This window comes from Ureibacillus yapensis, from assembly GCF_003515775.1.
Classification (GTDB): Bacteria; Bacillota; Bacilli; order Bacillales_A; family Planococcaceae; genus Ureibacillus; species Ureibacillus yapensis.
The window spans coordinates 106,178-118,416 of sequence record NZ_QWEI01000002.1; the positions used below are offsets into that span (position 1 = coordinate 106,178).

13 protein-coding genes and 1 tRNA gene are annotated in these 12,239 nt (G+C 39.0%); 8 read left to right on the plus strand and 6 right to left on the minus strand.

Features of this window, described 5'->3' with window-relative positions; all coding sequences use genetic code 11:
* Positions 1-62 precede the first annotated feature (62 nt).
* Entirely contained in the window at positions 63-968 is a 906-nt protein-coding gene (purU, locus tag D1B33_RS05230; protein WP_118875326.1) for a formyltetrahydrofolate deformylase, read from the minus strand.
* A gap of 263 nt (positions 969-1,231) precedes the next feature.
* On the opposite strand from purU, the gene D1B33_RS05235 reads away from it, so the two are divergent.
* Both D1B33_RS05235 and pabB read left to right on the plus strand, forming a co-directional pair.
* On the plus strand, positions 1,232-1,810 hold the full coding sequence (locus tag D1B33_RS05235) for an anthranilate synthase component II (protein ID WP_118875327.1): 579 nt from the start codon (positions 1,232-1,234) through the stop codon (positions 1,808-1,810).
* Positions 1,810-3,543 (plus strand): aminodeoxychorismate synthase component I, encoded by a 1,734-nt coding sequence (gene pabB / locus D1B33_RS05240; RefSeq protein WP_118875328.1) that lies wholly within the window; start codon positions 1,810-1,812, stop codon positions 3,541-3,543. The genes D1B33_RS05235 and pabB overlap by 1 nt, the downstream gene beginning before the upstream one ends.
* Positions 3,544-3,647: 104 nt before the next feature.
* Here pabB and D1B33_RS05245 read toward each other — a convergent pair whose 3' ends face one another.
* Both D1B33_RS05245 and D1B33_RS05250 read right to left on the minus strand, forming a co-directional pair.
* Positions 3,648-4,385, minus strand: coding sequence for an alpha/beta fold hydrolase (locus D1B33_RS05245; RefSeq protein WP_118875329.1), 738 nt, complete (start codon positions 4,383-4,385; stop codon positions 3,648-3,650).
* 174 nt (positions 4,386-4,559) lie between these two features.
* Positions 4,560-5,078 (minus strand): hypothetical protein, encoded by a 519-nt coding sequence (locus tag D1B33_RS05250; protein WP_118875330.1) that lies wholly within the window; start codon positions 5,076-5,078, stop codon positions 4,560-4,562.
* A gap of 170 nt (positions 5,079-5,248) precedes the next feature.
* On the opposite strand from D1B33_RS05250, the gene D1B33_RS18400 reads away from it, so the two are divergent.
* The 5 genes from D1B33_RS18400 to qoxD all read left to right on the plus strand — a co-directional run bounded on the left by D1B33_RS18400 (position 5,249) and on the right by qoxD (position 9,506).
* Positions 5,249-5,389: a hypothetical protein gene (locus D1B33_RS18400; RefSeq protein ID WP_158582919.1), complete on the plus strand. Its 141-nt coding sequence runs from the start codon at positions 5,249-5,251 to the stop codon at positions 5,387-5,389.
* A gap of 358 nt (positions 5,390-5,747) precedes the next feature.
* Positions 5,748-6,635, plus strand: coding sequence for a cytochrome aa3 quinol oxidase subunit II (gene qoxA, locus D1B33_RS05255; protein WP_118875331.1), 888 nt, complete (start codon positions 5,748-5,750; stop codon positions 6,633-6,635).
* Between the two features lie 45 nt (positions 6,636-6,680).
* Positions 6,681-8,627 (plus strand): cytochrome aa3 quinol oxidase subunit I, encoded by a 1,947-nt coding sequence (gene qoxB, locus D1B33_RS05260; RefSeq protein ID WP_118875332.1) that lies wholly within the window; start codon positions 6,681-6,683, stop codon positions 8,625-8,627.
* Complete coding sequence (gene qoxC, locus D1B33_RS05265; protein ID WP_118875333.1) at positions 8,627-9,223, plus strand: cytochrome aa3 quinol oxidase subunit III; 597 nt, start codon at positions 8,627-8,629, stop codon at positions 9,221-9,223. Before qoxB ends, qoxC begins: the two co-directional genes overlap by 1 nt.
* A gap of 1 nt (position 9,224) precedes the next feature.
* Complete coding sequence (qoxD, locus tag D1B33_RS05270; RefSeq protein ID WP_118875334.1) at positions 9,225-9,506, plus strand: cytochrome aa3 quinol oxidase subunit IV; 282 nt, start codon at positions 9,225-9,227, stop codon at positions 9,504-9,506.
* A gap of 45 nt (positions 9,507-9,551) precedes the next feature.
* Here the strand turns inward: qoxD and D1B33_RS05275 are convergent, their stop codons facing one another.
* The 3 genes from D1B33_RS05275 to D1B33_RS05285 all read right to left on the minus strand — a co-directional run bounded on the left by D1B33_RS05275 (position 9,552) and on the right by D1B33_RS05285 (position 11,529).
* The gene (locus D1B33_RS05275; protein ID WP_118875335.1) at positions 9,552-9,758 is read right to left on the minus strand and encodes a hypothetical protein; all 207 of its coding nucleotides are present in this window, start codon (positions 9,756-9,758) and stop codon (positions 9,552-9,554) included.
* Positions 9,759-9,964: 206 nt separating this feature from the next.
* Positions 9,965-10,108: a biotin/lipoyl-containing protein gene (locus D1B33_RS18720; protein WP_325049431.1), complete on the minus strand. Its 144-nt coding sequence runs from the start codon at positions 10,106-10,108 to the stop codon at positions 9,965-9,967.
* A 74-nt stretch (positions 10,109-10,182) separates the two neighbouring features.
* On the minus strand, positions 10,183-11,529 hold the full coding sequence (locus tag D1B33_RS05285) for an acetyl-CoA carboxylase biotin carboxylase subunit (RefSeq protein ID WP_118875337.1): 1,347 nt from the start codon (positions 11,527-11,529) through the stop codon (positions 10,183-10,185).
* Between the two features lie 253 nt (positions 11,530-11,782).
* Here D1B33_RS05285 and D1B33_RS05290 point away from each other — a divergent pair.
* Positions 11,783-11,855: transfer RNA gene (locus D1B33_RS05290), tRNA-Val, on the plus strand.
* Positions 11,856-12,239 lie beyond the last annotated feature (384 nt).

The window sequence follows — 12,239 nt, forward strand, 5'->3', positions numbered from 1 at the left end:
AAAGCAGCCGTCCCAAAAAAGGTATGGTCGGCTACTGTTTACATCTAATAAATTGTTGGTGATCAATGAAACACAATCGTTTTATTTCCTTCAACGATAATACGTTTTTCCAAATGCCATTTCACTGCTTTAGTTAAAACGCGGCGTTCAATCTGCCGACCGATTTTCTTTAAGGTCGCCACATCATCACGATGATCTACACGTTCAACATCTTGTTCGATAATCGGGCCTTCATCCAGGTCGTTTGTTACATAATGGGAAGTTGCACCGATGAGTTTGACTCCCCTTTTATATGCGCGGTCATAAGGGTTTGCACCGATAAATGCAGGCAAAAAGGAATGGTGTATATTAATGATTCGGCTTTCAAAATGATTTACAAAATCCGGCGTTAAAATTTGCATATACCGCGCCAATATTAAAACATCTACTTCATATTCTTTCATTAAAGCGATTTGCTGCCTTTCTACCTCTTTGCGAATATCTTTGTTTGCAGGCAAATAGTAAAAAGGAATTCCAAAAGACTCCACGATTTCCCGTGCATCTTCATGATTGCTGATCACAACCGCAATATCCGTTTCCAAATCCCCGTTTTGCCATTCCCACAGCAATTCCAATAGGCAATGCAATTCTTTGGAGACATAAATAGCGGAACGTTGGCGCTTGCTTAAATAGTGAAAGTCATAATCCATCTTGTAATCATCTGCAATCAACTTAAATTCCCTCTCCATTTCAGCTGCCTTTGATGAAAGCTTTTCGCATGTAAATTCCAAACGAATAAAAAATGTACCATTTTCAGGATTGCTGGAATATCTGCTTGATTCAATAATATTGGCTTGGTGGCGAAATAAAAACGTAGATAAAACGGACACAATTCCAGGTTGGTCGGGACATTTCACCAGCAATGTTGCTCTATTTTCAAGTTTCGCGCTATCTTCCGCACGTTCTTTTTTGATTTGTTCCGGTTGCATTATATACACCTCTGCTCTTCACTTAAGATTCAGTAAAATCCATTTTTTACTAGAAGGAATAAATTGATACTATTATCCTTTATTTTACAAGAATGAGCAACACCTTAAATCAATGTAAAATGTCATATCCCGCTTTTTTTATTCACTGGGAAAAAAAAGCAAGTGAGATGAAATGGCTTAAACGTCGCTTTTCTGTACACATTCTTTTATAATAATTTCATAACTATACTGCTTGGAATTACACTTGAAAGGAAGAAGTACGTTTGATCCTTGTCATTGATAATTTTGATTCGTTTACCTTTAATCTTGTCCAATATATTCAGACAGTCGATGAAGAGGTAGTTGTAAAACGAAACAATGAGATCTCAACCCACGAAATAAATGAATTGTGTCCTGACTTTATTTTAATTTCACCTGGACCGGGCAATCCGGATACTGCCGGAGTTTGCTTGGATGTGGTAAAAGAGTTTTACAATAAAATCCCGATTTTGGGCGTTTGCCTTGGCCACCAAATAATCGCCCAAGCTTTTGGAGGAACAGTGCGAAAGGCGTTAAAGCCGATGCATGGAAAAGTAGAAAAAATTGAACATGATGGCCGCCAAATATTTCGAGATATCCCCTCTCGTGCAAAAGTAACGCGCTATCATTCCTTAATTGTAGATGAAGCAACACTTCCGGACTGTCTTGAAGTCAGCGCGAAAACGATAAATGGGGAAATTATGGCATTGCGACACAAAGAATTTAATGTAGAAGGCGTCCAATTCCATCCGGAAGCCATTTTAACGGAAAATGGACTGCAAATGATTCAAAATTTCTTTACTAAAAACAGAGGTTATACATAATGAACAAAATTAAAGAACCATTCTTATCATTTGAATTTGCCGGAGAAGATGGGAAAATCCATCCTCTTGCTTTTAGAGATCCGCTCAAAATCATTATTGCGCATAAAATCGAAGATGTTTACCCTAGCTTTATGCAAATCCAGCAAGCGGTGAAGGATGGCTACTATGCGGCAGGGTTTGTTTCCTATGAAAGTGCACCAGCGTTCGATCCGGCTTTTGAAGTGAATAACCAGCCGACAATGCCGCTCGTCTGGTTTGGAATTTTTTCAGAACCTGTTGGCCAAACTTTCATGAGCGAGGGCCAGTACGAGCTTTCCGACTGGCAACCGAATACTTCCATTGCTGAATATGAAGCTGCGATTGAAACAATTAAGTCACAAATTAAAAATGGCAATACGTATCAAACAAATTATACCATTCGCTTATCTTCCCACTTTTCCGGGGACGATCTGGCATTTTTTAATTCATTAAAAACTGCGCAATCCTCCAATTATTGCTCATATATCAATACAGGTGATTTTAGCGTTTTATCTGCATCGCCGGAGCTTTTCTTTCATTTAAAAGATGATCGAATTACGACTCGTCCGATGAAAGGAACCATTGCCAGAGGCAAAACGCTGGAAGAAGATGAAGAACATGCAAAGTGGCTTTCAAATTCCGAAAAAAATCAAGCGGAAAATGTGATGATTGTTGACTTGCTGCGAAATGATTTAAGCATGATTGCAAAACAAGGAACAGTCAAGGTGCCAAAACTTTTCCAAATTGAACACTATCCAACAGTACATCAAATGACTTCAACCATTACAGCAGAGGTCAAACCTGATACTGCCCTATTTGATGTGTTTAAAGCACTTTTTCCTTGTGGATCCATTACAGGTGCACCGAAAATTAGCACAATGCAATTGATTGCGAACATCGAAACGGCACCGAGGGACGTTTATTGCGGTGCGATCGGCTACATCACTCCGGAACATGAAGCCATTTTCAACGTTCCTATCCGTACCGTACTGATCAATCATCAAACAGGTCAAGCGACTTATGGTGTTGGAGGCGGGATTACATGGGATTCTACTTCAAATGATGAATATAATGAAGTGTTAACAAAAGCAAAATTACTCAAAAAGAAGAAACCGGCATTCCACTTGCTTGAAAGCATTCTCTTGACCCAAGGGAAATTCGAATTTCTAGAAGAGCATCTAAACAGGATGGAAAAATCTTCGGTATATTTCAACTTTCGGTTTGACCGGGAAAAAGTTAAACATTTGCTCTTGGACTTTTGCAAGTCCCAAAAAACCGGCGACTATAAGGTGCGTTTGCAGTTATCGGAATTTGGCGAGGTGATGATGGAGGCCCAGCCACTTCATCAACCGAATACAGTTACTGTAAAGTTGGCAGATAGCCCGATTGATAAGGAAAATTTATTCTTGTACCATAAAACAACCAATCGTGATCTATATTTCCAATTCCAGCAACCGGACGTTTTTGATGTGTTATTATGGAATGAAAATCAAGAATTGACAGAATTCACAAACGGAAATGTGGTGCTGGAGTTGGATGGCAAGCTTTATACCCCTCCAATAAAATGCGGACTGCTTGCAGGAACATTCCGGGAGATCTTGCTGAAAAATGGGACAATACAGGTAAAAGTCTTAACCCTTCGCGACCTTGCAGCATGTTCCCACATTTGGTTCATTAACAGTGTCCGTAAATGGATAAAAGTTGAGTTGTTATAAAATAAAGAATGTCTTTCACCTTTTGTGGTGAAAGACATTCTTTTTTTAATCTGCAGAGTGCATGAAATAAGAAAGACTTGTCCCAGTGACAGATCCGCACAGCATCAAGATTCGAAATCTAAAATCGCTTCGACAAATTTTTGGGGATTTTCAAGCATGCCAAGATGACCGGTGTTCGTTTGCACTTTATGCACGATTGGATTCTCGGTTTGAATAGGTTTCACCACTTCATCTTGCAATCCTTCAATAATTAATATGGGCGTTGAAGTTTGCTCGATGAAACCGTGCTGTTCAGGTCTTGTTTTCATCGCCTCCAGCGCCAGGATCAAACCTTTTTCTGAAGCTTGATAAGCAATGCGGCTTGCAATCTCAATTTCTTCTTTTGGCTTAATATTCTCTTTGCTGAAAAATCCGCCAATCATTTCATCAACAAACGTTTCTACTCCTTTTTCGGCAATTTTCTGCTGCTGCTCGGTTCTTTTCTCTTTTTGTTCTTCGGTATCGGCCAGGTCGGAAGAATAAGCAAGTATTGCTTTATTGATTGGCGCAATATTTTGCTCCAGTGCAGCCAAAACAATATAACCTCCCAAAGAATGACCCAGCCATATCGCTTCTGTTATGTACTCATGCTGCAATACTTGGGCCACTGCTTTGGCATAGTCATAGACGGTGTAGGTATCCTGTTCAACCTCGCTTTGTCCATGACCCGGCAAGTCGATTGCAATCACGTCAAAATGCTTTGCCAAATCTGGTATTACATCTTTAAATAAATCCTTAGATCCTAAAAATCCATGAATTAATACAAGCGGATCTCCCGCCCCTTCTCTTATATAATGAAGCATAATTACTCCCCTCCTACCTTATTAGTAAGATTTTACCCGTAATTCGGTTAATAAAACGATAGGCCAGCTTTCACTCATGCCACACCTCTTCTGTCCATAACAATACACTAGAGCCCCCTTGTTTCAACAGGAATGGCTGCTCCAACGGTATCACCTTGAGGATAATAGTGAACATTATCGATATAGGTTAGTCGGATGATAAACATTGATAAAAAATTGCAATTTGCTTTGGGATAATGCCAATGCTCTTACAAACAAAGCATTTTGAGCGGTCAGTGCAAGTTCCGAATTTGCTGGAACTATTTCCTCTACCAATACCTCTTCATCATCTTCTATGCTAATTAACACATCGTTATCAGACAAATTGCGAGCAATGACCGTGATGAGAAGCGGTGCAAGAATGGGCAGGGCTGGAGCTGCATAAATGAGTGTATAGTCTTGAGGACTCGACTTTTCCGTGGGCAGAAGCGATTCATCGAGAAAGGCAGAAGAGTCTTCCGTATTAAATGGCTGCTGATCGGAATGAAATAGCGGTTTCTCTTCAACAACCAAATTCTGATCCCCCCCAACCGTCGCATTGACACAAAAGCTTTGACTAATAATAAGAGAATTATTTTCAAAAATCACATTGCTTTCTATTCGATTATGCTCGGCATTTTTCTTCTCTTTGTTCGAATTACAGTCCAACCCCATAATGATCAGCCCTCCTTCTATTTACTAATTAATGCGTTTTTAGGCTGATTGCAAGGGCGATTGTATTAAAAATGAAGAAAAGTGCTCCAAGAAATCAAATTTCTTACCAAGAATCAATATGAATGCCCCCATTTGAAAAAGTCCAAGCTACACTCAGGAGGTGATAAATCATGGCGAAAAAAAGCAGCACAACTTTTAAAAAAATGAAAAAGCCAAAAAAAGTTAATAACCGGGCAGAAATTTCACAAGAACTTAATTTTGAAAGGGCTTTAAAGAAAATTGAATTACAAGATAATAAAATAAATGATTAGTTTTATTATTGATAAATTTTTGATATGTAGTCATAAAAATCAGAGTCATCCTTATAAAATTGGGATGGCTCTTTTTTATTTCAAAATAATACTCCCTTTTATTCTTTTAGAAAAATAGAAGCAAAATACCAAAAAATAAAAAAATGTATTCGTTTACATTGACAATTATTTACAAACTTTAATATTTTTTGATAAATGGTGAACTTTATGTGAATAACTTTTGAATGGACGGTGAACCTTTTGTGAAATCGGCTCAAAATAGATGTTTTTACTATTTTCATGATTAAAATAGATTTAGAGAGTCAGAGACACATTCTTAAAAAATAACTCTGGCTATTAAGGGAAGGTGAAAATCTGTATGAAGAAAAAATGGGCATTTTTATCGTCCATGTTAGCATTTGTACTCGTTTTAGCTGGTTGTGAGCCGTTAATGGTTCTGGATCCAAAAGGACCGCAAGCTGCACAACAAGCGAGCGACATTATGCTATCAATTGGTATTATGTCATTTATCGTAATCGCAGTTTTGACTATTTTAGTCGTTATTTTATTTAAATACCGTGCTTCAAATCAACCAGACGATTACGAACCACCTCACATCGAGGGAAATAAATGGGTTGAAGCACTTTGTATCGGGATTCCAGTACTGATTGTTGCTTTCTTATCCTTTATGTCTGTGAAAAGTAACTATATCGTTGAATCTGCACCTGTAGGTTACGAAAATGAGGAACCTTTAGTAGTCTATGCTTCTTCTTCCAACTGGAAATGGCATTTCAGCTATCCAGAAGAAGGAATCGAAACAGTGAACTATCTTTATATTCCAACCGATCGTCCATTGGAATTCAAACTTTATTCTTTCGGACCGATTACAAGTTTCTGGATTCCGCAACTTGGCGGTCAAAAATACGCAATGGCCGACATGGTGACAACATTACACCTAGGTGCTGATGAACCTGGTGAATATGTAGGTCGAAATGCAAACTTCAGTGGTAAAGGTTTTGCTGAAAATACATTTAACGTAACAGCAATGTCTCAAACAGAATTTGATGAATGGGTACAAGAGGTTCATGAAAAAGCCGAGCCACTAACTGAAGAAAAATTTGATGAATTATTGGAACCTGGCCACCTTGGTCAAATGACATTCACTGGTACACATTTAGAATTCAGCCCTGCCCCAGAACATACTCATAACGACGTTTCTGAAGAAGGAAATGATTCTGAAGAAGAATCCGACCATAGCGGTCATTAATATGAAAAGAAAAGCTTTACGTTTTTCTTGAAAGGAGAAACAAGGATGGAATTTTTTGAGCGTTTTGCCATACCTCATCCAAGTCCGGCGATTTACGCCTCAATGGTTGCAATAGCACTCGTTACTATTGGAATTATTGCTGGTTTAACATATTTCAAAAAATGGGGTTATCTATGGCGCGAATGGTTAACAACAGTTGACCATAAAAAAATCGGGATTATGTACTTAATCTCGGCGCTTCTAATGCTATTCCGCGGTGGCGTCGACGCTATCATGATGCGTGCGCAGCTTTCCGTTCCGGATGCTGAATTATTGGATGCACAACACTATAACGAGATTTTCACGACTCATGGTGTTGTAATGATTATCTTTATGGCGATGCCATTTATCTTTGCGTTTATGAACTTGCTTGTGCCTCTTCAAATTGGTGCACGCGATGTTGCGTTCCCACGCTTGAATGCATTAAGTTTCTGGCTATTCTTTGCCGGCGCAATGTTATTTAATATTTCTTTCGTTATTGGTGGTTCACCGGATGCAGGTTGGACTTCCTACTTCCCTCTTGCAGGGAATGACTTCAGTCAACACGTTGGTACAAACTACTATATGATCGCAATCCAGATTTCAGGGATTGGGTCATTAATGACTGGTATTAATATGTGTACGACAATCTTGAAAATGCGTGCACCTGGCATGACATTAATGAAGATGCCAATGTTTACTTGGTCAGCGTTCATCGCAAACTTAATTATTGTGTTTGCTTTCCCAGTTTTAACAGTAGCGTTATTAATGGGTACAACTGACCGATTATTTGCAACGAACTTCTTTACTTCCGATAACGGTGGCATGGATATGCTTTGGGCGAACTTCTTCTGGATTTGGGGACACCCTGAAGTATATATCCTGATCTTGCCTGCTTTCGGACTTTACAGTGAGATTATTCCAACGTTCTCGAGAAGAAACCTATATGGATACAAGCCTATGGTTTGGTCTATGGTGTTAATTTCGTTCTTATCATTCTTGGTATGGACTCACCACTTCTTTACAATGGGACAAGGAGCACTTACAAACAGTATCTTCTCCATTACGACAATGGCGATTGCTGTTCCAACGGGAGTTAAGATCTTTAACTGGTTATTTACCATGTATAAAGGAAAAATCCGCTTTACAGTGCCAATGCTTTACTCAGTAGCCTTTATTCCGTTATTTACGGTTGGTGGGGTTACAGGGGTTATGCTTGCCATGTCGGCGGCAGACTATCAATACCATAATACAATGTTCTTGGTAGCTCACTTCCATAATACAATTATCCCTGGTGTAGTATTCGCTATGCTAGCTGGTTTAACTTATTACTGGCCTAAATTCTTTGGCTTCATGCTAAACGAAAAAATCGGGAAATGGGCATTCTGGTCACTAACAATCGGTTTCGTCCTTGCGTTCTTCCCTATGTACATTACAGGTTTGGACGGCCAAGCACGTCGTATGTACACTTATTCAGAAGCAACTGGCTTTGGCCCGTTAAATATGGTGTCATTCATCGGTGCAGCTATCATGGCAATCGGATTTGTGTTAATTCTTTGGAACGTTTTCTACAGTTTCAAAAACTCATCAAGAGAAATTGGCAGCGACCCTTGGGATGCACGTTCACTAGAATGGGCTACTCATACGCCAATTCCGGAATACAACTTCGCGAGATTACCGCATGTTAATTCAAGTGAAGCTTTCTGGGATGCAAAAATGAACGGTCATCAATTATTCAGAGGTGAATATGAAGAGATTCATATGCCGAGCAGCAGCGGGGTACCATTTATCATGGGAATGATCTTCTTCGTTGCCGGATTCTCATTCGTGTTCTCGTTATGGATTCCAGCAGTTATTGCATTACTGGGTATCTTCTTCTGCATGGCACTTCGTTCATTTGAAAAAGACGATGGATACCATATTTCCGTGGAAGAAATTAAAGAAACTGAAAGAAAACTTGGAGGTGCTAAATAATGAAAATTGATCATTCGCAGCCTCTTGAATATAGCACGCATCAAAATCAGTTAAACATTTTGGGATTCTGGATATTCCTTGGTGCTGAAATTATGCTATTCGGTACCCTTTTCATGGGATATTTCACATTGGAAGGTCGTACAGGTGCCGGACCGACACCAGCACAGATTTTTGAAATTACACCAGTATTGATTGAAACGTTTGTCTTATTAACAAGTAGTTTCACGATTGGTCTTGGAATTCACGCTATGCGCTTGGGCCGCAAAAATGCAATGCTTTCTTTCTTTGCGATTACCCTATTGCTTGGCTTAGTCTTCCTAGGGGTAGAGATTTATGAGTTTATGCACTACTATCATGTGGGAGCTACTTATCAAACAAGTGCCTTCACTGCAGCCCTGTTAACAACATTGGGAACACATGGTGCTCACGTAACTTTAGGTTTATTCTGGGGATTATTTATCATTCTGCAAGTAAAGAAACGCGGATTAACACCTCAAACAGCGAATAAATCATTTATCTTCTCTCTTTACTGGCATTTCTTAGATGTAGTTTGGATCTTTATCTTCAGCTTCATCTATCTGAAAGGAATGATGTAATATGAAAGAATTATTCCCTGCAAAACAGGTAATGGGATTTGTTGCTTCCCTTGTCTTAACTTTAATCGCTTTATTGGTTGTTTTCACTGATATGTCATATACAGCCGGAATGACTATTCTATTGGTAACAGCCTTCATCCAAGCGACTCTGCAACTTGTAGTATTCATGCACGCTGGTGAAACAGAAGATGGATGGGCAATCTATTCGAATATACTTTTTGGTATTGTAATAGTTGTTCTTTCCGTATTGGGTACATTACTTATCTTACTTTGGGATATGTAATAAAGAAAAAGCTTGAGAGCCTTTGCTCTCAAGCTTTTTTGCTGTTTATTCTACTATAGTGCGCTGTTGTTCGTTTGCCTTCTTTTGTTCTTCAAGTAAATGCATGAATAGAAACATGATAAATAATGTTCCCGCACCTTTGGTCATTTCGATTCCATACCAAACGGAGATGTTTGTGTAAATACTTGCAACAGTAAGAATAATTCCGAAAACAATCAGCATGGCACAAAGATTCGTAAATAGTTTTAACATGTGACCACTCCCCTTTGATTGAATTGCTTTTATTGTCTTTATTATATATTAGTTTTCACAAATTAGCCACAATTTATTAACAAAAAGTTCACATTTTATTCACCGATAGTTCGAAATTAGAGGTTGACAATATTTTTTCACAAAAAATACACCTTCAACTGTGAAGGTGCTTAGGATAAATGCCATTGGTTTAGGGGAGAATACCTTTATTCGTTTTTCAATAAATCATCATCTGCATTGATAAAATTCCCTTCTGGGACAAATATTTGTGTTACGTGACCCGATTCATCTGTCACCATCGGAATTTCCATTATCATTGACTCCAGAATAACAATATCTTTTGGTGGTATTTTTTATGACCGCCTTGCAACACAGATTCTTCAATTTGTTTATGGTTGTTTTTATTCATTCCACTTTCCCCTTTTCAATTTTTCAATAAATAATACTCATCAACAAATTTGGTTGTCGTCACTCCTTTTAAGAACTGTGGATGGGTAATCACAGCAAGCAGCATGGGGATATTTGTTTCAATTCCTTCTATCATATATCCTTGAAGTGCTACAGCCAGTTTTTCGCATGCTTGTTGGCGGTTTTCTCCAGTTGCTATACACTTGGCAATCATCGGATCGTAGAAGGGTGACACCACACTTCCTGTTTCAACAGCAATTTCATGACGAATCCCTTCCATTTCAGGGCAAACAAGCTTTGTTATGGTCCCCGGTGAAGGGTAAAACGTATTTGGGTTTTCCGCATAAATTCGAACCTCGATGGCATGGCCTTTTTTTGCTAAGGAATCACGCGTAAACGACAACGGCTCCCCATATGCAACCCTGATTTGTTGCTCTACCAAATCCAAGCCTGTAATCTCTTCCGTGACGGGATGCTCTACTTGCAGCCGTGTATTCATCTCCAAGAAATAGAAGTTTTGATTTTTATTAACCAAGAACTCAACTGTTCCTGCATTCGTATACCCGATGGATTTTGCAGCAGCTACTGCTACATCCATCATTTTCTGTCTTGTAATTTCAGAAATAAACGGAGATGGCGCTTCTTCCACTACTTTTTGGTTGCGTCGCTGGATTGAGCATTCCCGCTCAAAGATCGGTACCACATTCCCATAATGGTCTGCCATGATCTGCACTTCTATATGATGTGCTTCAGATATGAATTTCTCCAGAAACATCGTTCCATCATTAAAGAAACTCTGTGCCCGCTTTTGATTGCCTTCAAAGGCTTTCCTCAGTTCATCTTCATTTTCGACTCGCTGCATCCCAATGCCGCCGCCACCCGCCGAAGCCTTCAGCATGAGTGGATACCTTAGTTGATTTGCCACTTCAACAGCTTCTTCAACAGTTTGAATCGGTTCATTTACGCCCAAAAGAATGGGAACACCCGCTTTTTGCATCAATTTCCGCGCTTCCAGCTTGCTTCCCAATGCAGCAATAACACTTGGACTTGGACCAATAAATACAAGCCCTGACTCTTCTGCTTGCCTTGCAAACTCGGCATTTTCCGACAGCAAGCCATAACCGGGATGGATGGCTTGGGCACCTGATTGCAATGCAGCATTTATAATCGCTTCGATCTTTAAATAACTTTGAGCTACTGGTGATTTCCCTATACAATAGCTTTCACTTGCTTCTTTCACATGCAAACTGTCTTGATCTGCTTCTGAATAGACCGCAACCGTTTCAATTCCCATTTTGCCGCAAGTCCGAATAATGCGCCTCGCAATTTCCCCACGGTTTGCAACAAGAATTTTTCTGAACATAAAACCCTCCAGTCGGTTTATATCTTACGGCTTGTGTAAACGCTCTTAACTATCCGATATCCAATAATATTCGGTATTTCGCCGATTCATGAGTAAGCAGTGGTATTTTAATAGAGAAGTCTTGTGGACAATTTACAGCTTATTTATTGGACAGGGTACTGGGTTATGTTTTGTTAATATGTAAACAAATGAGTTATTTAGAAAACGCTAACTTGACTTTTTGCTTACGTATGTTAAAATAAAGAAATATTACGGTCTTGTAGCTCAGCTGGGAGAGCACCACCTCGACAAGGTGGGGGTCATGGGTTCGAGCCCCTTCGGGACCATCAATATGAAAAGCCTCTAAACATTGATTTATTAGTGTTTGTAGGCTTTTTCTTTTTGTTCCATTTTCTCTAATAGTTCTATAATTGTAATCTTTGTCCGCAATTTGTCCGCAAGATTATTCCTTATCACTTTGGATAGCATTATGAAAAATATCTGCATTCTCATTCTCTTCATTCGGTAATATTGGATATGAAATAATAGCCAATATAAAAATAAGTAAAAAGAAATAATCAACAGCCGAAACTAAATTAATTACCCCAGCGTATAAGGAACGATATAACACCGTAATAACTAAAACGATAGTAAACCGATCGTTGAAGTTGGGTCTTTTAGTTCTATTATTTATGAAATTGTGGCCCATTCATTTTATCTACCTCTTTAGA